We start from the raw sequence: 20748 nt of genomic DNA, 5'->3' as shown, positions 1-20748 counted from the left end.
GATTTAAGCAATACAGGGGGCTTTTTGCTATAATGGAACTATGAATAACTTGATCAAATCAAAACTGGAGCTCTTGCCGACCAGCCCTGGTTGTTACATTCACAAAGATAAAAACGGCACTATCATTTATGTAGGAAAGGCTAAAAATCTGCGCAATCGGGTGCGGTCCTACTTCCGTGGGAGCCATGATACCAAGACAGAAGCCCTGGTGTCTGAGATTGTAGATTTTGAGTTCATTGTCACGGAGTCTAATATTGAGGCCCTTCTTTTAGAGATTAATCTCATCAAGGAAAACAAGCCTAAGTACAATATTATGCTCAAGGATGATAAGTCCTATCCTTTCATCAAAATCACCAATGAGCGCTATCCTCGCTTGATTATCACCCGTCAGGTCAAAAAAGACGGAGGTCTCTATTTTGGTCCCTATCCGGATGTGGGGGCAGCCAATGAAATCAAACGGCTATTGGATCGGATTTTCCCTTTTCGCAAGTGTACCAATCCACCATCTAAGGTTTGTTTTTATTACCATATCGGCCAGTGCATGGCTCACACCATCTGTAAGAAAGACGAGGCTTATTTCAAGGCTATGGCGCAAGAAGTCTCTGATTTTCTCAAGGGACAAGACGATAAAATCATTGATGAACTTAAGAGTAAGATGGCTTTGGCAGCCCAAAGTATGGAGTTTGAACGTGCAGCGGAATACCGTGATTTGATTCAGGCCATTGGCACTCTGCGGACTAAGCAACGAGTCATGGCAAAAGATCTTCAAAATCGGGATGTATTTGGCTACTATGTAGACAAGGGATGGATGTGTGTTCAGGTTTTCTTTGTCCGTCAAGGTAAACTGATCGAGCGGGATGTCAATCTCTTCCCTTACTACAATGATCCGGACGAGGATTTCCTGACCTATGTGGGGCAGTTTTACCAGGAGAAATCTCACTTGGTACCTAATGAAATTTTGATACCTCAGGATATTGACGAAGAAGCTATCAAGGCTTTGGTGGATACAAAGGTTCTCAAGCCCCAACGAGGGGAGAAGAAGCAACTGGTTAATCTGGCTATCAAAAACGCTCGTGTTAGTTTAGAGCAAAAGTTTAATCTGTTAGAAAAATCAGTCGAAAAGACCCAGGGTGCTATTGAAAATCTTGGGCGACTTCTACAAATTCCAACCCCAGTCCGTATCGAGTCTTTTGACAACTCTAATATTATGGGGACTAGTCCAGTCTCTGCTATGGTTGTTTTTGTTAACGGAAAACCGAGCAAGAAGGATTACCGTAAGTATAAAATCAAGACGGTGGTCGGGCCAGATGACTATGCAAGTATGCGAGAGGTTATTCGTAGACGTTATGGACGGGTCCAGCGTGACGGTTTGACACCGCCAGATCTAATTGTCATCGATGGTGGACAAGGTCAAGTAAATATTGCTAAGCAGGTTATTCAAGAAGAGTTAGGCTTAGATATTCCGATTGCAGGACTTCAAAAAAATGACAAGCACCAAACCCATGAATTACTTTTTGGAGATCCGCTTGAGGTGGTAGAGTTGTCTCGCAATTCTCAGGAATTTTTCCTCTTGCAGCGCATTCAGGATGAGGTACACCGCTTTGCCATTACATTCCACCGTCAACTTCGTTCTAAAAATTCCTTCTCTTCTCAATTGGATGGAATCGAAGGCTTAGGTCCCAAACGCAAGCAGAATTTGATGAAATATTTCAAATCTCTGACAAAAATCAAGGAAGCTAGCGTGGACGAGATTGTTGCAGTTGGTATACCAAGAGCAGTGGCAGAGGCAATTCATCAACACTTAAATCTAGAAGAAGACTCAGCGCTAGCTCAAGTAGCTGAGAAACCTCTTGAATACAAGGAATAAAGTAGCAATGGAATGTTTTGGCTTTAGTGGGTGCAAGCTAGTCGGATTTGTGGTAAAATAGATAAGATATGACAAAAGAATTTCATCATGTAACGGTTATGCTCCATGAGACCATTGATATGCTAGATGTAAAACCTGATGGTATTTACGTTGATGCGACCTTGGGAGGAGCAGGACACAGCGAGTATTTATTAAGTAAGTTAAGCGAGAAAGGGCATCTCTATGCCTTTGACCAAGACCAGAATGCCATTGATAATGCGCAAAAACGTTTGGCTCCCTATATCGAAAAGGGAATGGTCACCTTCATCAAGGATAATTTTCGTCATTTGAAGGATCGCTTACATGACTTAGGTGTGACTGAAATTGATGGAATTTGTTATGATTTAGGTGTGTCAAGCCCGCAGTTGGATCAGCGTGAACGTGGTTTTTCATATAAGAAGGATGCGCCGCTGGATATGCGGATGAATCAGGAAGCTAATTTGACTGCTTATGAAGTCGTTAATCATTATGACTATCACGAATTGGTTCGAATCTTTTTCAAATATGGAGAAGATAAGTTTTCCAAACAGATTGCTCGAAAAATTGAACAGGCACGTGAACAGAAACCGATTGAGACGACAACCGAATTGGCAGAGATTATTAAATCTGCCAAACCGGCAAAGGAGCTCAAGAAAAAAGGCCACCCAGCCAAACAAATTTTCCAAGCTATCCGTATAGAGGTCAATGATGAACTAGGTGCTGCAGATGAATCAATCCAGCAGGCTATGGATATGCTGGCTCTAGATGGCAGAATATCAGTGATTACCTTCCATTCGCTGGAGGACCGCTTGACCAAACAGTTATTTAAGGAAGCTTCCACAGTTGAAGTTCCTAAAGGTTTGCCTTTCATCCCAGACGATCTCAAGCCCAAAATGGAATTGGTATCTCGAAAACCGATTTTACCAAGTAAGGAAGAATTGGAAGCCAATAATCGTTCCCACTCAGCCAAGCTTCGAGTGGCAAGAAAAATTCACAAGTAAGAGGAAATAATGGCAGAAAACAGAGGAACAACGAGCCAATTGCTACAAGCTCGTATAAAAAAAATTTCACGTGTTGAAAAGGCCTTTTACCTTTCAATTGCCATCACTGCTCTTGTCTTGGCAATCAGTGTAGTCTATATGCAGACTAAACTTTTGCAGGTCCAGAATGATTTGACAACTGTTAACACACAGATTGAAGAGAAAAAGACAGAGCTGGATGATGCTAAACAAGAAGTTAATGAATTAATCCGATCAGAACGTTTGACCGGAATTGCAAATTCGCAAGACTTGCAATTGAATAATGAAAATATCCGATCGGCGGAGTAGTAAATGAAAAACTGGAAAGAAAGAATCATACGCTTTGCCATTAAAAACCGTAAATCTCCAGCAGAAAACCGCAGATTAGTGGGAAAGAATTTGAGCCTTTTGGCCGTCTTTCTCTTTGCTGTTTTTTTGGTTAACTTTGCGGTGATTATTGGTACAGGCTCAAAATTTGGTGTAAACCTAGTTAAAGAAGCAAGTAAGGTCCATCAAACCACTCGGACAGTTCCTGCAAAACGTGGAACAATTTATGACCGTAATGGAACACCGATTGCAGAGGATGCCACATCCTATAATGTCTACGCGATTATCGATAAAGAATATAAATCTGCAACCGGGAAAATTCTCTATGTAGAGGATTCTCAGTACAGTAAGGTTGCAGAAGTCTTTCATAAATATCTAGACATGGATGAATCCTACGTCAAGGAGCAACTTTCTCAACCGAATCTCAAACAAGTTTCCTTTGGTGTTAAGGGCAATGGGATTACCTATGCCAACATGATGTCCATTAAAAAAGATTTGGAAGCAGCTAATGTTCAAGGAATTGACTTTACAACAAGTCCAAATCGTAGCTATCCAAATGGGAAATTCGCTTCATCCTTCATCGGTCTTGCTCAACTCCATGAGAATGAAGATGGTTCAAAGAGTCTCATCGGAACGTCTGGTGTTGAAAGCTCCTTGAATACCTTGTTAGCAGGGACTGACGGAATTATTACTTACGAAAAAGATCGCCTGGGTAATATTGTACCGGGAACAGAGCAAGTTACTCGACAAACAGTAAACGGAAAAGATGTTTATACAACCCTATCAAGTCCATTACAATCTTTCATGGAAAGTCAAATGGATGCCTTCCAGGAAAAGGTGAAAGGTAAGTATATGACTGCAACCTTAGTCAGCGCCAAGACTGGAGAAATTCTGGCGACGACTCAAAGACCGACCTTTGACGCTGATACCAAAGAAGGAATTACCGAAGACTTTGTTTGGCGTGATATCCTTTACCAAAGTAACTACGAGCCAGGTTCGACCATGAAGGTAATGACCTTGGCGGCAGCGATTGACAACAACACCTTCCCTGGGGGAGAATATTTCAATAGTAGTGAACTGAAAGTAGCAGATGCTACCATCAAGGACTGGGACGTTAACGAAGGTTTGACTAGTGGTGGCATGATGACCTTCTCGCAAGGTTTTGCTCACTCTAGTAACATTGGTATGACACTCCTTGAACAAAAGATGGGTGATAGCACTTGGCTAGATTATCTCAACCGTTTCAAGTTTGGGGTTCCGACTCGTTTTGGAATGAGTGATGAATACGCTGGTCAACTCCCTGAAGACAATATCGTTAATATTGCCATGAGTTCCTTTGGTCAAGGGATCTCCGTTACACAAACGCAGATGCTTCGTGCCTTTACGGCTATTGCCAATGATGGGGTTATGTTGGAGCCTAAATTCATCAGTGCCCTTTATGACCCAAATGATCAAACAGTACGTAAGTCACAAAAAGAAGTTGTGGGAAATCCTGTTTCTAAGGAAGCTGCAAGCTTGACTCGAGACCACATGGTGATGGTTGGTACAGATCCGACCTATGGTACAATGTACAATCACAGTACAGGTAAAGGAACCGTCAATGTTCCTGGCTATAATGTAGCCTTGAAATCAGGGACTGCTCAGATTGCGGATGAGAAAAATGGAGGATATCTAAAGGGAAATACCAACTATATCTTCTCTGTTGTCTCTATGCATCCGGCTGAGAACCCAGATTTCATCCTCTATGTTACTGTCCAACAACCAGAACATTACTCAGGAATTCAGTTGGGTGAATTTGCCAATCCTATCTTAGAGCGAGCTTCAGCGATGAAGGAATCTCTCAATCTCCAATCAACAGCTAAGAGTTTGGATCAGGTAACAACTACAACCAACTATGCGATGCCTGCAACAAAAGACTATAGCCCTGGAGACTTGGCAGAAGAACTACGACGCAATCTTGTTCAACCAATCGTTATCGGTTCTGGGACAAAAATCAAAGATAGTTCAGTATCAGAAGGAACCAATCTAGATGCCAACGAACAAATCTTATTGCTCTCTGATAAGGTAGAAGAAATGCCTGATTTGTACGGATGGTCCAAGAAAAATGTTGAAACTTTTGCAAAATGGCTGAATATTGAAGTTGAATTTGAAGGTACAGGAGAAACTGTAAAAAAACAAAGTGTTCGTACCAATACAGCTTTAAAAAATATACAGAAAATAAAAATAACTTTAGGAGATTAGAATGCTAGTTTCTATCTTTCCTGGAATCCTTACTTTTGTTCTTACAGTGGTAGGAATTCCAGCTTTTATCCGTTTTTACCGTAAAGCACAGATTACTGGTCAACAGATGCATGAGGATGTTAAACAACACCAGGCAAAAGCTGGGACGCCAACAATGGGAGGAATTGTCTTTCTCATAACAAGTGTTTTAGTTAGTTTAGTTCTTGCACTTTTGACTAATCAACTAACCAACAATGTCGGAATGATCCTCTTTATCCTTGTTTTGTATGGTTTGGTTGGCTTCTTAGATGATTTCCTCAAGGTTTTCCGTAAAATCAACGAAGGACTTAATCCAAAACAAAAACTCTTGCTTCAGTTAGTCGGAGGAGTGATCTTTTATTTCTTTTATGAAAGAGGAGGAGATATCTTAAATGTATTTGGCTATCCGTTGCATTTGGGTGTGCTTTATATTCTCTTTGCCCTTTTCTGGTTAGTCGGTTTTTCAAATGCTGTTAACCTAACTGATGGTATTGACGGACTAGCAAGTATTTCGGTGGTCATTAGCCTATCTGCCTACGGAGTGATTGCCTATGTGCAAAACCAGTTGGATATCTTACTAGTGATTGTAGCTATGATTGGTGGCCTTCTTGGTTTCTTTGTCTTTAATCACAAGCCTGCTAAGGTCTTCATGGGTGATGTTGGAAGTCTTGCCCTTGGAGGGATGTTGGCTGCTATTTCTATGGCACTTCACCAAGAATGGACCTTGCTCTTGATTGGGATTGTATATGTTTTTGAAACAACATCTGTTATGATGCAAGTTAGCTACTTTAAGTTGAGTGGAGGGAAACGCATCTTCCGTATGACACCAGTTCACCACCATTTTGAGTTGGGTGGCTTTTCAGGTAAAGGTCAAGCTTGGAGTGAGTGGAAGGTCGATTTCTTCTTCTGGGGAGTCGGTTTACTCGCTAGTCTTCTAACGTTAGCTATTATGTACTTGTTCTAAAAATAGAATGATAAATCATAGAAAAAGAGAAGGATTTTTACCTTCTCTTTTTCTATTTTTGAATCCTTTTCTCAAAAAAAGTAAAATTATGGTAAAATGGAAAAAAGAAAGATGAGATTATGAGTTATTTTAAAAAATATACATTTGACAAATCGAAGTTTAAGTTAGGGATGCGAACGTTTAAAACAGGAATCGCTGTTTTTTTGGTCCTCATGATTTTTGGATTTTTTGGTTGGAAGGGACTTCAAATCGGAGCTCTAACAGCAGTGTTTAGTTTGAGAGAAGACTTTGATAAGAGTGTCCATTTTGGGACATCTCGTATTTTAGGGAATAGTATCGGTGGTTTTTATGCTCTGATTTTCTTCCTCCTAAATAATTTTTTCCATGGGGCCTTTTGGGTAACTCTCCTTGTGGTTCCGATATGTACCATGTTAACCATCATGACAAATGTTGCCATGAATAATAAGTCGGGAGTCATCGGTGGAGTTGCAGCTATGTTGATTATTACCCTATCAATTCCAAATGGCGAAACTGTTTTGTACGTGTTTGCCCGGGTTTTCGAAACTTTTATGGGTGTTTTTGTAGCAATTCTTGTAAATTACGATATTGACCGTTTGCGGAGTATTTTGCTGAAAAAATAAAATAATGTCACAAAATGTGACATAAACAATTGACGATTGATTTTTTTTAGACTATAATAGACAGAAAGAAGGAAGTGTACATGAAGGAAAAAGAATTTCGCCGCAATATGGCAGTTTTCCCTATTGGTAGTGTTATGAAGCTAACCGATCTTTCGGCGCGCCAAATTCGTTACTATGAGGACCAGGAGTTGATTAAGCCTGACCGCAATGAAGGCAATCGTCGGATGTATTCTTTGAATGACATGGATCGCTTGTTGGAGATTAAAGATTATATCTCTGAAGGTCTTAACATTGCTGCCATCAAGAAAAAATATGCTGAACGTGAAGCGAAATCTAAAAAACCAGTTAGTCAGACTGAAGTGCGTCGGGCGCTTCGGAATGAGGTTCTCCAACAAAGCCGCTTTGCTTCTCAACAATCACCTTTTGGTCGCGGTTAGGCAACCGCTAGTCGTCATATATAAGGAGAAAAACCATGCCAATCACAGCTGCAGATATTCGTCGTGAAGTTAAGGAAAAAAATGTAACTTTTATCCGCCTCATGTTCTCAGATATTTTGGGAACTATGAAAAACGTCGAAATTCCTGCTACAGATGAACAACTAGACAAGGTCTTGTCAAATAAGGCTATGTTTGATGGATCTTCTATTGAGGGATTTGTACGTATCAATGAATCAGATATGTATCTATACCCTGACTTGGATACCTGGACAGTCTTTCCTTGGGGAGATGAAAATGGTAGTGTCGCGGGATTGATTTGTGATGTTTATACGACAGAAGGAAAACCTTTTGCAGGAGACCCTCGTGGAAACCTCAAACGTGCTCTTCGTCACATGGAAGAAGTTGGATTCAAGTCTTTCAACCTTGGTCCTGAACCAGAATTCTTCCTATTTAAGCTGGATGAGAATGGTGATCCAACTCTTGAGGTAAATGACAAGGGTGGTTACTTTGATTTGGCGCCTACAGACCTTGCCGATAACACTCGTCGTGAGATTGTTAACGTCTTGACCAAAATGGGATTTGAAGTTGAAGCGAGCCACCACGAAGTTGCCGTAGGTCAACATGAGATTGACTTTAAGTACGATGAAGTTCTTCGTGCTTGTGATAAGATTCAAATCTTTAAACTTGTTGTAAAAACAATTGCCCGTAAACATGGTCTCTATGCAACCTTTATGGCTAAACCAAAATTTGGTATCGCTGGTTCAGGTATGCACTGTAATATGTCCTTGTTTGATGCGGAAGGAAACAATGCCTTCTTTGATCCAAATGATCCCAAAGGAATGCAGTTATCAGAAACTGCTTACTACTTCCTTGGTGGTTTGATCAAACATGCCTACAACTATACAGCTATCATGAACCCAACTGTTAACTCATACAAACGTTTGGTTCCAGGCTACGAAGCCCCTGTTTACATCGCTTGGGCAGGTCGCAATCGTTCACCACTTGTCCGCGTACCAGCATCACGCGGAATGGGAACTCGTTTGGAGTTGCGCTCAGTAGACCCAATGGCAAACCCATATATCGCTATGGCTGTCCTTTTGGAAGTTGGTTTGCACGGTATTGAAAACAAAATCGAAGCACCAGCTCCAATCGAAGAAAATATCTATATTATGACTGCAGAAGAGCGTAAAGAGGCAGGCATTACTGACCTTCCATCGACTCTTCACAACGCTTTGAAGGCTTTGACAGAAGACGAAGTGGTTAAAGCAGCCCTTGGTGAGCATATCTATACGAGCTTCCTTGAAGCCAAACGCATCGAGTGGGCAAGCTATGCAACCTTTGTCTCACAATGGGAAATTGACAACTACTTAGATCTATACTAATGATAAATCAGAAAGATTGTCCGTGAGGACAATCTTTTTTTTTTTTTTTTTTTCTTGCATTTTATATCGAGGTGTGATATATTCTATATAACGAAGTGCGATACATCGAACTACATAGGGGGTGCTTAAATGGGATTAACAGATAAGATTAGACGGGTCTACCTTCCCATGACTGAAACAGGTTTTTATATTCTGTTCTGTCTGCAAAAGGAGAACCATGGTTATGGTATTACACAAAAGGTCAAAGAGATGACAGATTCGCAGGTTTCAATTAGTCCTGGAACCATGTATGGAACCCTGTCAAAGATGGAAAAGGATGGTTTGATTTACTTTGTCCGAGAAGAGGAAAAACGAAAAATCTATCAGATAACAGACTTGGGCCGAAAAGTTTTAGACATTGAGTTGAAGCGTATTGAACGACTCTACAGAAACAGTCGGGAGGAGTTTTGATGGAAAAGAAAGTTGTTTATAGGATTTGTACCATTGCGGATTATGATAGAGAGGCTCTCTATCTCAGGAAAATGCATGCTGAGGGCTGGAAACTTAAGGAAGTAAGTTATTCTAACTTAGTAGTTGCGGTTAAGTATACTTTTGAAAAGTGCCAACCGGAGCAGGTGGTTTATCAGTTGGACTTTTATCCAATGAAAAAGTCAGAGAGAGCTTCCTATTTACAACTGTTTAAAGATTGTGGCTGGGAGCATATTACAGGATTTAATGGTTTTTCCTATTTTAGAAAACCTTATTCTCAAATTGAATCGGATGCCGAGTTTGAAATTTATAACGACGCGGCCGGGAAGTTAGCTATGGTCAAGCGCATTTTAATAATGCGGATGCTTCCTGTCTTGCTTCTCTTTTCAGTGCTTCTACCTGTTTTTTTAAAGTTACTCAGTGGAAGAGGTTATTTCAGTTGGGGAATGTTTTTGATTGTTAGCATAGACTGTACTTTATTGATTGTTTTTACGATTCAGATTTCTTATATTTTTTGGAGATTGTTTCAAAAGTGGAAAGAATTATCTGATAAATAAAACCATTTTGGAGGTCAGACAATGAATAGCAAGGTACAATTTCGAATGTTTACCATTTTTGATTTGGATAAGGTAGAAGATTATTTGCATGAGATGCATTTGAAAGGTTGGAAATTTAAATCGAATCGTTTTGGCTTTTTCTATTTTGAACAATGCCAACCTGATGATGTGATTTACCGTGTGTGGAATACTAGCTATCTTAGAAAAAATGAGGTAGATTTACAAGGTATTAAGGATAGAGGATGGGAATTTGTGAGAAATTGTTCTTATTCTGTTTTTCGAAAAGAAACTTGTGATGTAGATTTAAATGATCGATTTTTCATGGACAATCGTCTTCGATGGGCTGATGTGAAATCTAGACTTCGTACATCTACAGTTTCTATCTCTGGCGGTCTAGTTGTTTGTATGAGCTTGTTTCGCGAAAGTCTCTCTCAGTCTTTCTTCCTTATTTTTGCCCTATATGCTCTCATGATTTCTTATCTAATCTATAGTTTTTATAGACTGAGACGAAAATATCTGGTTGATTGACATTGGTTTCTAGGTCCTCAGACTGATTTTTAGCACTCTTGATAAAAGAGTGCTAATTTTTTGTGTTTTTGTCTTGACATTCTCTTTTAAGGGTGTATAATAGAATTATAAGTTAGCACTTGAATGTATTGAGTGCTAAAAGATCTATCAGAGAGGAGTAGCGAGATGGTTACAGAACGTCAGCAGAATATTTTAAATCTGATTATTGACATCTTTACCAAAACGCACGAACCTGTTGGATCCAAAGCCTTGCAAGAGTCTATCAACTCTAGTAGTGCAACCATTCGAAATGATATGGCAGCCCTAGAAAAGCAAGGTTTGCTTGAAAAGGCTCATACTTCCAGTGGTCGGATGCCGAGTGTAGCTGGATTTCAATACTATGTTAAACATTCCTTATCCTTTGACCGTTTAGCCGAGAATCAAGTTTATGAGATTGTAAAAGCTTTTGATCAGGAGTTCTTCAAACTTGAGGATATCCTTCAAGAGGCAACGAAAATCTTGACAGACTTGAGTGGTTGTACGGTTGTAGCGCTGGATGTCGAACCAAGTAGGCAGAAGCTAACAGCTTTTGATATTGTTGTCCTCGGACAACATACAGCTCTGGCAGTTTTTACACTTGATGAGTCTAGAACAGTTACCAGTCAGTTTTTGATTCCGAGAAACTTCTTGCAGGAGGATTTAAATCGCCTCAAGACTATGATTCAGGAACGTTTCCTGGAACAGACTGTTTTGGATATTCACTACAAGATTCGGACAGAGATTCCGCAGATTATCCAACGTTACTTTACAACAACGGATAACGTCATGGACCTCGTCGAACATATCTTCAAAGAAATGTTCAATGAAAACATCGTGGTTTCTGGGAAAGTCAATCTTTTGAATTTCGCTAATTTAGCGGCATATCAATTCTTTGATCATCCGCAAAAAGTAGCATTGGAAATTCGAGAGAATTTGATTGGAGACCAGATGCAGAGTGTCCGAGTTGCAGATAGCCAAGAATCTTGTCTTGCTGACTTAGCAGTGATTAGCAGTAAATTCCTGATTCCCTATCGTGGATTTGGAATTCTTGCGATTATAGGTCCAGTCAATTTGAATTATCAACAATTGGTAAATCAACTCAATGTTGTTAATCGAGTTTTGACTATGAAGTTGACGGATTTTTACCGCTATCTCAGCAGCAATCACTATGAAGTGAATTAAGATTGAAATCATTAAAGGAGGCGAAAATGGCCCAAGATATTAAAAATGAAGAAGTAAAAGAAGAGGAAGTTGTGGAAACAGCTGAAGAAACAACTCCTGAGAAGTCTGAATTGGACTTGGCAAATGAACGTGCCGAAGAATTTGAAAACAAATACCTTCGTGCCCATGCAGAAATGCAAAACATTCAGCGCCGTGCCAACGAAGAACGCCAACTCTTGCAACGCTATCGTAGCCAAGATTTGGCGAAAGCAATCTTGCCATCACTGGATAACCTTGAACGTGCCCTTGCTGTTGAAGGATTGACGGATGATGTGAAGAAGGGCTTGGAAATGGTCCAAGAAAGTTTGGTACATGCTCTGAAAGAAGAAGGAATCGAAGAAATTCCAGCAGATGGAGAATTTGACCATAACTACCACATGGCCATCCAAACCTTGCCTGCAGATGACGAACATCCAGCAGACACCATCGCACAAGTCTTCCAAAAAGGCTACAAACTCCATGACCGCATCCTACGCCCAGCCATGGTAGTTGTCTACAACTAGGATAGAAAACTTAAAAACTTTGTCCGAAACGACACTAAACTATGAAAGAAAGATAAACAATGGTTCAGCTTTACCAATAGTGAGCGAAGCGAACCAAAGGCGATACTCTTCGCCGTGGCGGTATCTTCGCAAACTTTGAGACCTTAGGCTCAAAGTTTAGTCAAAGAGATTGACGAAGTCAAGCTCTGACGGCGTCGCCACTTAAGAAGAGTATCAAAAAGAAAGAATATATAATTTAAGGAGAAAAACATATGTCTAAAATTATCGGTATTGACTTAGGTACAACAAACTCAGCAGTAGCAGTTCTTGAAGGAACTGAAAGCAAAATTATCGCAAACCCAGAAGGAAACCGCACAACTCCATCTGTAGTGTCATTCAAAAACGGTGAAATCATCGTTGGTGACGCAGCAAAACGTCAAGCAGTAACAAACCCAGATACAGTGATCTCTATCAAATCTAAGATGGGTACTTCTGAAAAAGTTTCTGCTAACGGAAAAGAATACACTCCACAAGAAATCTCAGCTATGATCCTTCAATACTTGAAAGGTTACGCTGAAGAATACCTTGGTGAAAAAGTAACTAAGGCTGTTATCACCGTTCCAGCTTACTTCAACGATGCTCAACGTCAAGCAACAAAAGACGCTGGTAAAATCGCTGGTCTTGAAGTAGAACGTATCGTCAACGAACCAACTGCAGCAGCTCTTGCTTACGGTTTGGATAAGACTGACAAAGAAGAAAAAATCTTGGTATTCGACCTTGGTGGTGGTACATTCGACGTATCTATCCTCGAACTCGGTGATGGTGTCTTTGACGTATTGGCAACTGCAGGGGATAACAAACTTGGTGGTGATGACTTTGACCAAAAAATCATCGACCACTTGGTAGCTGAATTTAAGAAAGAAAATGGTATCGACTTGTCAACAGACAAGATGGCACTTCAACGTTTGAAAGATGCAGCTGAAAAAGCGAAGAAAGACCTTTCTGGTGTGACTTCAACACAAATCAGCTTGCCGTTCATCACTGCTGGTGAAGCTGGACCTCTTCACTTGGAAATGACCTTGACTCGTGCTAAATTTGACGATTTGACTCGTGACCTTGTAGAACGTACAAAAGTTCCAGTTCGTCAAGCCCTTTCAGATGCAGGTTTGAGCTTGTCAGATATTGATGAAGTGATCCTTGTCGGTGGTTCAACTCGTATCCCTGCCGTTGTAGAAGCTGTTAAAGCTGAAACTGGTAAAGAACCAAACAAATCAGTGAACCCTGACGAAGTAGTTGCCATGGGTGCTGCTATCCAAGGTGGTGTGATCACTGGTGATGTTAAAGACGTTGTCCTTCTTGACGTAACGCCGTTGTCACTTGGTATCGAAACAATGGGTGGCGTATTTACAAAACTCATCGATCGCAACACTACTATTCCAACATCTAAATCACAAGTCTTCTCAACTGCAGCAGACAACCAACCAGCTGTTGATATCCACGTTCTTCAAGGTGAACGCCCAATGGCAGCAGATAACAAGACTCTTGGACGCTTCCAATTGACAGACATCCCAGCTGCACCTCGTGGAATTCCTCAAATCGAAGTAACATTTGACATCGACAAGAACGGTATCGTATCTGTTAAAGCTAAAGATCTTGGAACTCAAAAAGAACAAACTATTGTCATCCAATCAAACTCAGGTTTGACAGACGAAGAAATCGACCGCATGATGAAAGATGCAGAAGCAAATGCTGAAGCAGATAAGAAACGTAAAGAAGAAGTAGACCTTCGTAACGAAGTAGACCAAGCAATCTTTGCGACTGAAAAGACAATCAAGGAAACTGAAGGCAAAGGCTTCGATGCAGAACGTGATGCTGCTCAAGCTGCACTTGATGACCTTAAGAAAGCTCAAGAAGACAACAACTTGGACGAAATGAAAGCAAAACTTGAAGCATTGAACGAAAAAGCTCAAGGACTTGCGGTTAAACTTTACGAACAAGCCGCTGCAGCCCAACAAGCTCAAGCAGGAGCAGAAGGCGCACAAGCAACAGGAAACGCAGGCGATGACGTCGTAGACGGAGAGTTTACGGAAAAGTAAAACAATCCAGTGGATTGTTTTAGCGGAACCTCTTGAAATAAAGAAAGGTTCCGAGATTTTAGGATTCCTTTAATCCGAAACTCAATTCAGCCTTACTAGTTCAAAAACAAAGTATAATTGACTTTGTTTTTGAATGTCGTAATGATAGGAAGAAATCCAGAGGTTGCAACCCAGCCTCTGTTTTTCGGTAAAAGGGGAATAAACCTGATTGATGTTGGGTTTGTATCACAATAACAATAGAAAGGAACAAAGAGTGTTCGGGGAATTGAACTCGAGCTCTTAAGTTTCTTACTCAATATGAAAGAAAGGAACTGAACCCGACCTAAATTCTCGGAAAAAAGATAAATCTGTCTAGGAGCATCGCTCCTGCGCCAGATTTCCTATTTTTCAGTCGAATTTTACGGTCTTGGTATCTTAAATGAACAATACTGAATTTTATGACCGTTTGGGCGTTTCAAAGAATGCATCTCAGGATGAAATCAAGAAAGCCTATCGGAAATTATCTAAAAAATATCACCCAGATATCAACAAAGAACCTGGTGCTGAGGAAAAGTACAAGGAAGTTCAAGAAGCTTATGAGACCTTAAGTGATGAACAGAAACGTGCTGCCTATGACCAATACGGTGCTGCTGGTGCCAATGGTGGCTTTGGTGGTGCAGGCGGTTTCGGTGGCTTCGATGGAGCAGGTGGTTTTGGTGGCTTCGAAGATATTTTTTCAAGTTTTTTCGGCGGAGGCGGTTCTTCTCGCAATCCAAACGCTCCGCGTCAAGGTGATGATCTCCAATATCGCGTTAATTTGACTTTTGAAGAAGCTATCTTTGGTACTGAAAAAGAAGTCAAATACAACCGTGAAGCAAGCTGTCGTACATGTAATGGATCTGGTGCTAAGCCTGGAACAAGTCCAGTTACTTGTGGACGCTGTCACGGTTCTGGTGTTATCAATGTTGATACCCAAACACCACTTGGTATGATGCGCCGTCAAGTAACCTGTGATGTCTGTCACGGGCGTGGAAAAGAAATCAAAGATCCATGTACAACTTGTCATGGAACAGGTCATGAAAAACAAGCCCATAGTGTCCATGTGAAAATTCCAGCTGGTGTCGAAACAGGTCAACAAATCCGTTTAGCGGGTCAAGGGGAAGCTGGGTTTAACGGCGGACCATACGGTGACTTGTATGTTGTGGTTAATGTTGAGCCTAGCGACAAATTTGAACGTGAAGGAACAACTATTTTCTACAAATTAAACCTCAATATCGTTCAAGCAACTCTTGGTGATACAGTCGATATTCCAACCGTTCACGGTGATGTTGAATTGGTGATCCCAGAGGGAACTCAAACCGGTAAACGATTCCGCCTACGTGGCAAGGGAGCTCCGAGCCTACGTGGTGGTGCTGTTGGTGACCAATACGTGACTGTTAATGTCGTGACTCCAACAGGCTTGAACGAACGTCAAAAAGCAGCCTTGAAAGAATTCGCAGCTGCAGGTGACTTGAAAGTCAATCCAAAGAAAAAAGGTTTCTTTGACCATATAAAAGATGCCTTTGAAGGAGAATAAAGCAAAAAGAGCCGATTGGCTCTTTTTGTGTTGTCTTGAAAAATTTAGCTTCAGAAAATCATTTTCCAGTTAGTCTACTATTTATACTTTTGAGTGAGCAAGCCAGCTTCATCCATTTTCTGGATGAGTTGCTTGAGTTCCGCTTCTTTACCAGGTTTCACGGTGACAGTATCAATATGCTTAATCGCCGAATTATCCTGAATATCTACCAAGGTCAACGCTTTTTCATAGAATGCGATTCCCTTTTTCATGCTTTCCGAATCCTTCAAAGTTAGAATTGAGTAATTAGGATTTGGTTTCTTTCCGATTTCCTGTAAATAATTCCTACTTTCCTTCTCTAAAAATTGCAATAAACCGTGATTGAATAAGTTGTCCTCTACTTTATAGTAAGAAATATCTCCTGTCTGTAGGACATAGACTTTGAGTCGGTTTTTAGTGAGGTTTGGACTTTCTTTCAGGACAGGGTGGCTATTGATGACCTCATCTGAGAAAGTCACATAAAAATTTAAGCCTCCACCCTCGAATTCATAGTGTCCATCTGATTCTACTTTTTCAGGAGGTAGGTCAAGGGAGATAAAGATTTGTTTTAAGTCTTCATTCCCTTTTCGGATGTCACTTGATGAAGCCTTGAAAAGATTGGCCACTAGTAGAAATGCTAGGGTTGCAAGAAGGCAGAGGCCACCAGAAATAATCAAGATGACTTTTAAAAACAGTTTCATTTTTAGTCCCTCCCTTTTCTGTTAGGATCTGGTAATCCAAGATGAATTTAAGGGGATATAAGTAAAGTTGGATTCTTTCTTTTTTAGTTTTCTTCAGTTTCTCGTAGTTCTTTTATCACAGCAAGTCTTGCTTGGAGGTCTTTTTCTAAGACTTTAAATTTGTAAGTGAGGTCTTCTTGGTATTCTTTGATGACTTCTTTTTGTTGATTGATAATTTGTAAGCTATTTTGGATAACATCTAAATCACCTTTGATTGCTTCAACGCGATCAGTGGTATCTAAAACTTCTTCAGTGATAACTTCACGATTTTTAACGAGGAGGTAAGATCCAACTGCAGAGCCTGCAAAAAGTAGTAAATTTGATAGTTTCATAGGAACTCCTTAAGCGTTTTTGATGGTTTCAGCGACTTGGGCAAGTTTGTCAAAGTCAGGTTCGTGGGCGACAAAGTCAATCTTGAGGTCATCCTCGGCACCATAGCGAGGGACGAGGTGGACATGGGTATGAAAGACTGTTTGTCCAGCGACTTCTTCGCAGTTAGCGATGATATTCATACCATCAGCTTGGGTAGCCTTCATGACTTTTTGAGCAATGACTGGAATCTTAGCAAAGAGTTGACTAGCACTCGCAGCATCCATCTCTAAAAGGTTGCGATAGTGTTCTTTAGGTACGACCAAGGTATGACCTGGGGTAACTTGGGAAATATCGAGGAAGGCAAGAACCTGTTCATCCTCATAAACCTTTGATGCAGGAATTTCCCCAGCTAAAATCTTACAAAAAATACAATCTGACATAAAAAACCACCTCTTGCGTATTGAATTTTGATATAATATAGCTACATTATACCAGATTCGGAGAAAATATGTTAGAAATTAAAAACCTGACAGGAGGCTATGTTCACGTACCTGTCTTGAAGGATGTATCTTTTTCAGTTGAGAGTGGACAGTTGGTCGGTTTGATTGGTTTGAATGGTGCTGGTAAATCAACTACTATCAATGAAATTATTGGCCTCTTGACACCCTATAGTGGAGAGATTAAGATTGACGGCTTAACCCTGCGTGAGGATGCTACGAGCTATCGCAAGAAAATTGGTTATATCCCTGAAACTCCTAGCTTGTACGAGGAATTGACTCTCAGAGAGCATATTGAGACAGTTGCTATGGCCTATGGTATCGAGCAAAATCTAGCTTTCGAACGTGTAGAGCCCCTTCTAAAAATGTTTCGATTGGATCAGAAACTGGATTGGTTCCCTGTTCATTTTTCCAAAGGAATGAAGCAAAAGGTTATGATTATCTGTGCCTTTGTTGTGGATCCAAGTCTCTTTATCGTAGACGAGCCATTTCTCGGCCTCGACCCCTTGGCGATTTCAGATTTGATTCAACTTCTAGAAGTGGAAAAGAAAAAAGGCAAATCTATTCTCATGAGTACCCACGTTCTTGATTCTGCTGAAAAGATGTGTGACTCTTTTGTCATTCTTCACAAAGGTCAAGTGAGAGCTCAAGGAAATCTACAACAACTCCAAGAAGCCTTTGATATGCCAGAAGCAAGCCTCAATGATATCTATTTGGCTCTGACCAAAGAGGAGGAGCTATGAAAGACTTGTTTTTAAAACGAAAGCAGGAATTTCGTAAGGAATGCTTGGGCTATCTTCGTTATGTGCTCAATGACCATTTTGTCTTGTTTTTGTTGGTGTTACTAGGATTTTTGGCTTACCAGTACAATCAACTATTGCAAGATTTTCCTGCAAATCATTTCCCAATCCTAATTTTGATTGGGATGATATCTATTTTACTTTTGCTTTGGGGCGGTATTGCGACCTACCTAGAAGCGCCTGACAAACTATTTCTTTTAGTTGCTGAAGAAGAAGTGAGAGAACACATCCAGAAGCAAAGTCTGATTTCTTTCATCTTTTGGGTCAGTATACAGACTCTCTTTTTGCTCCTGTTTGCGCCTTTATTCTTAGCCATGGGTCTTGGTTTGCCGATTTTTGGAGTCTATCTCCTTGTCTTGGGGATAGCAAAATACGTGATTTTTCGCCAAAAGTCTAGCAACTTTTTCCTTGGAAATGGACTTGACTGGGATTATGTCATTGCACAAGAAAGTAAACGGAAGCAGTTCTTACTTCGATTCTTTGCCCTCTTTACCCAGGTTAAGGGGGTTTCAAACAGTGTTAAGCGCCGAGCCTATCTGGACTTTATTCTCAAGGGTGTTCAGAAAGTACCAGGGAAAATCTGGCAGAATCTTTATCTCCGATCCTATCTTAGAAATGGAGATTTATTCGCTCTTAGTCTGCGGCTCATAATCCTATCTTTGACCGCTCTCATCTTCATTGAGCAATCTTGGATTGCAGTCGCAATTGTAATTTTATTCAATTATCTTTTGTTATTCCAGCTTCTAGCCCTCTATCATGCCTTTGACTATCAATATTTGACGCAATTATTCCCAGTAGGTAAGGGGCAAAAAGAGAAAGGCTTGAAGGAAATTTTGAGAGCGATTGGGATCTTTGTCTTGATCTTGGAAAGTCTCATAGGATTGCTTGTTTTCGAGGAAAAAATTCTTGTTCTAGCACTTGTGGGAGCAAGTTTTGTCTTGCAATTTCTTTATCTGCCATATCAACTGAGAAGATTGGTTGACGAATAGCATAAAAATTAGTAGAATAATAAGGAAACTTTATTCGGAGGAAAGAAATGGACTTGGGTGATATTGAGCTAACGCTAACCCCGATATCTGGGAAGAGCGGGAAAGCTTATATGGGAAGTTATCCTGATGGAAAACGTGTTTTTATAAAAATGAATACTTCTCCAATCCTGCCTGGTTTAGCTAGAGAGCAAATTGCACCACAATTACTCTGGAGCCGTCGTTTACCAGACGGCCGTGATATGTCCGCTCAGGAGTGGTTGGCAGGAAAAATTTTGACGCCAAGCGATATGAACCGTAAACAAATTATCGATATTTTGACACGTTTACACCGTTCACGTCCCTTAATGACCCAGTTGACACGCTTGGGATATGCAATGGAAACACCTTCGGATTTACTTCAGTCATGGGTAAACAAGGCTCCGGATGCTTTAAAAAACAACCAGTATCTACGTATGGTTTTAGGTGATTTGCGTGAAAATCTTCCTGGCTTTAGAGAAGATTATGCAACTATAGTCCATGGGGATGTCCGTCATAGCAACTGGTTTGAGACAGAAAGTGGCTTGATTTATTTAGTAGATTGGGATTCCGTTCGCTTGACTGATCGTATGTTTGATGTGGCCTATCTGCTCTGTCACTATATTCCAGAGTTTCAATGGCAAGAGTGGCTAACTAATTATGGCTATAAGTATAATCAAACTGTCTTGAATAAGTTATATTGGTACGCTCAACTGTCATTTTTGAGCCTCATTACTAAATACTATGAAAATCAAGATTTGGATAATGTAAATCGGGAAATCTATGCTTTGCGTAGCTTCCGAGATAAGTATGGAAAGAAAAAATGAGAGTTAGAAATCGTAAAGGTGCAACAGAACTGTTAGAGGCTAATCCGCAGTACGTTGTTTTAAATCCCACAGAGGCTAAAGGAAAGTGGCGAGATTTATTTGGCAATGACAATCCAATCCATGTAGAGGTGGGTAGCGGCAAAGGTGCTTTCGTAACAGGAATGGCCAAACAAAACCCTGACATCAACTATATCGGGATTGACATTCAGAAGTCTGTATTAAGCTATGCTTTGGACAAGGTATTAGAAGTTGGAGTTCCAAATATCAAACTTCTATGGGTTGATGGTTCAGAATTGACCAATTATTTTGAAGATGGTGAAATTGACCGCTTATATTTGAATTTCTCGGATCCATGGCCTAAAAAACGCCATGAGAAGCGTCGTTTGACTTATAAGAGCTTCTTGGATACTTTCAAACGAATCTTACCTGAACACGGTGAAATTCATTTCAAGACAGATAATCGTGGCTTGTTTGAATATAGCTTAGTGAGCTTTTCACAATATGGTATGAAACTCAATGGCGTTTGGCTAGATTTGCATGCTAGTGATTTTGAAGGAAATGTCATGACTGAGTATGAGCAAAAGTTCTCAAGCAAGGGTCAAGTCATCTACCGAGTTGAAGCTCAGTTTTAATGTAAAGACTTGTTAGTGAGAAACTGTCGTTCACTCAAATATAATGTAAATATGCATCTCAAGGATTTAGTTCTGTCTT

Annotated in this window: 22 protein-coding genes; 19 read left to right on the top strand and 3 right to left on the bottom strand. The window is 40.4% G+C overall.

Annotation, left to right across the window (positions count from 1 at the left end; genetic code table 11):
• The first annotated feature begins 40 nt into the window (after nucleotides 1-40).
• The 15 genes from uvrC (at nucleotide 41) to dnaJ (ending at nucleotide 15839) form a co-directional block, all read left to right on the top strand.
• Nucleotides 41-1867: an excinuclease ABC subunit UvrC gene (uvrC, locus tag HMPREF1481_RS07160; RefSeq protein ID WP_016466809.1), complete on the top strand. Its 1827-nt coding sequence runs from the start codon at nucleotides 41-43 to the stop codon at nucleotides 1865-1867.
• A gap of 68 nt (nucleotides 1868-1935) precedes the next feature.
• Nucleotides 1936-2886 carry a 16S rRNA (cytosine(1402)-N(4))-methyltransferase RsmH gene (gene rsmH / locus HMPREF1481_RS07155; RefSeq protein WP_016466808.1) on the top strand — a complete coding sequence of 317 codons (951 nt, stop codon included), beginning with the start codon at nucleotides 1936-1938 and terminating at the stop codon, nucleotides 2884-2886.
• 9 nt (nucleotides 2887-2895) lie between these two features.
• Nucleotides 2896-3213 carry a cell division protein FtsL gene (gene ftsL, locus HMPREF1481_RS07150; RefSeq protein WP_016466807.1) on the top strand — a complete coding sequence of 106 codons (318 nt, stop codon included), beginning with the start codon at nucleotides 2896-2898 and terminating at the stop codon, nucleotides 3211-3213.
• A 3-nt stretch (nucleotides 3214-3216) separates the two neighbouring features.
• Complete coding sequence (pbp2x, locus tag HMPREF1481_RS07145; protein WP_016466806.1) at nucleotides 3217-5472, top strand: penicillin-binding protein PBP2X; 2256 nt, start codon at nucleotides 3217-3219, stop codon at nucleotides 5470-5472.
• Nucleotide 5473: 1 nt separating this feature from the next.
• Nucleotides 5474-6454 carry a phospho-N-acetylmuramoyl-pentapeptide-transferase gene (mraY, locus tag HMPREF1481_RS07140; protein WP_016466805.1) on the top strand — a complete coding sequence of 327 codons (981 nt, stop codon included), beginning with the start codon at nucleotides 5474-5476 and terminating at the stop codon, nucleotides 6452-6454.
• 119 nt (nucleotides 6455-6573) lie between these two features.
• A complete protein-coding gene (locus tag HMPREF1481_RS07135; RefSeq protein WP_016466804.1) occupies nucleotides 6574-7095 on the top strand; it encodes an FUSC family protein in 522 nt (173 codons plus the stop codon).
• 80 nt (nucleotides 7096-7175) lie between these two features.
• Nucleotides 7176-7532, top strand: a complete 357-nt coding sequence (gene glnR, locus HMPREF1481_RS07130) for a transcriptional repressor GlnR (RefSeq protein ID WP_000659543.1) — start codon at nucleotides 7176-7178, stop codon at nucleotides 7530-7532.
• Nucleotides 7533-7567: 35 nt separating this feature from the next.
• The gene (gene glnA / locus HMPREF1481_RS07125; protein WP_016466803.1) at nucleotides 7568-8914 is read left to right on the top strand and encodes a type I glutamate--ammonia ligase; all 1347 of its coding nucleotides are present in this window, start codon (nucleotides 7568-7570) and stop codon (nucleotides 8912-8914) included.
• A gap of 129 nt (nucleotides 8915-9043) precedes the next feature.
• The gene (locus tag HMPREF1481_RS07120; RefSeq protein ID WP_016466802.1) at nucleotides 9044-9364 is read left to right on the top strand and encodes a PadR family transcriptional regulator; all 321 of its coding nucleotides are present in this window, start codon (nucleotides 9044-9046) and stop codon (nucleotides 9362-9364) included.
• Entirely contained in the window at nucleotides 9364-9939 is a 576-nt protein-coding gene (locus HMPREF1481_RS07115) for a DUF2812 domain-containing protein (protein WP_016466801.1), read from the top strand. Before HMPREF1481_RS07120 ends, HMPREF1481_RS07115 begins: the two co-directional genes overlap by 1 nt.
• A gap of 21 nt (nucleotides 9940-9960) precedes the next feature.
• Nucleotides 9961-10467 (top strand): DUF2812 domain-containing protein, encoded by a 507-nt coding sequence (locus HMPREF1481_RS07110; RefSeq protein WP_016466800.1) that lies wholly within the window; start codon nucleotides 9961-9963, stop codon nucleotides 10465-10467.
• 165 nt (nucleotides 10468-10632) lie between these two features.
• The gene (hrcA, locus tag HMPREF1481_RS07105) at nucleotides 10633-11667 is read left to right on the top strand and encodes a heat-inducible transcriptional repressor HrcA (protein ID WP_016466799.1); all 1035 of its coding nucleotides are present in this window, start codon (nucleotides 10633-10635) and stop codon (nucleotides 11665-11667) included.
• 26 nt (nucleotides 11668-11693) lie between these two features.
• Nucleotides 11694-12209, top strand: a complete 516-nt coding sequence (grpE, locus tag HMPREF1481_RS07100) for a nucleotide exchange factor GrpE (protein WP_016466798.1) — start codon at nucleotides 11694-11696, stop codon at nucleotides 12207-12209.
• A gap of 251 nt (nucleotides 12210-12460) precedes the next feature.
• Entirely contained in the window at nucleotides 12461-14284 is a 1824-nt protein-coding gene (gene dnaK, locus HMPREF1481_RS07095; protein ID WP_016466797.1) for a molecular chaperone DnaK, read from the top strand.
• 418 nt (nucleotides 14285-14702) lie between these two features.
• The gene (gene dnaJ / locus HMPREF1481_RS07090; protein ID WP_016466796.1) at nucleotides 14703-15839 is read left to right on the top strand and encodes a molecular chaperone DnaJ; all 1137 of its coding nucleotides are present in this window, start codon (nucleotides 14703-14705) and stop codon (nucleotides 15837-15839) included.
• A 77-nt stretch (nucleotides 15840-15916) separates the two neighbouring features.
• Here the strand turns inward: dnaJ and HMPREF1481_RS07085 are convergent, their stop codons facing one another.
• From HMPREF1481_RS07085 to HMPREF1481_RS07075, 3 genes are all read right to left on the bottom strand, one after another.
• Entirely contained in the window at nucleotides 15917-16558 is a 642-nt protein-coding gene (locus tag HMPREF1481_RS07085; RefSeq protein WP_016466795.1) for a hypothetical protein, read from the bottom strand.
• Between the two features lie 83 nt (nucleotides 16559-16641).
• Nucleotides 16642-16929: a hypothetical protein gene (locus tag HMPREF1481_RS07080; protein WP_004251799.1), complete on the bottom strand. Its 288-nt coding sequence runs from the start codon at nucleotides 16927-16929 to the stop codon at nucleotides 16642-16644.
• A gap of 9 nt (nucleotides 16930-16938) precedes the next feature.
• Complete coding sequence (locus HMPREF1481_RS07075) at nucleotides 16939-17349, bottom strand: HIT family protein (RefSeq protein WP_016466794.1); 411 nt, start codon at nucleotides 17347-17349, stop codon at nucleotides 16939-16941.
• A 68-nt stretch (nucleotides 17350-17417) separates the two neighbouring features.
• Here HMPREF1481_RS07075 and HMPREF1481_RS07070 point away from each other — a divergent pair, with 68 nt between their 5' ends.
• Genes HMPREF1481_RS07070 through trmB form a run of 4 tightly spaced genes read left to right on the top strand, consistent with a single transcriptional unit; the run spans nucleotide 17418 to nucleotide 20669 of the window.
• Nucleotides 17418-18149 (top strand): ABC transporter ATP-binding protein, encoded by a 732-nt coding sequence (locus HMPREF1481_RS07070; protein ID WP_016466793.1) that lies wholly within the window; start codon nucleotides 17418-17420, stop codon nucleotides 18147-18149.
• Nucleotides 18146-19195 (top strand): ABC transporter permease, encoded by a 1050-nt coding sequence (locus tag HMPREF1481_RS07065; RefSeq protein WP_016466792.1) that lies wholly within the window; start codon nucleotides 18146-18148, stop codon nucleotides 19193-19195. The genes HMPREF1481_RS07070 and HMPREF1481_RS07065 overlap by 4 nt, the downstream gene beginning before the upstream one ends.
• 47 nt (nucleotides 19196-19242) lie before the next feature.
• Nucleotides 19243-20037 carry a cell cycle regulator CcrZ gene (ccrZ, locus tag HMPREF1481_RS07060; protein WP_016466791.1) on the top strand — a complete coding sequence of 265 codons (795 nt, stop codon included), beginning with the start codon at nucleotides 19243-19245 and terminating at the stop codon, nucleotides 20035-20037.
• On the top strand, nucleotides 20034-20669 hold the full coding sequence (gene trmB / locus HMPREF1481_RS07055) for a tRNA (guanosine(46)-N7)-methyltransferase TrmB (protein ID WP_016466790.1): 636 nt from the start codon (nucleotides 20034-20036) through the stop codon (nucleotides 20667-20669). Before ccrZ ends, trmB begins: the two co-directional genes overlap by 4 nt.
• Nucleotides 20670-20748: the final 79 nt, after the last annotated feature.

Source organism: Streptococcus sp. HPH0090, assembly GCF_000411475.1.
GTDB lineage: Bacteria > Bacillota > Bacilli > Lactobacillales > Streptococcaceae > Streptococcus.
This window is presented reverse-complemented; position numbering and strand designations above follow the sequence as displayed.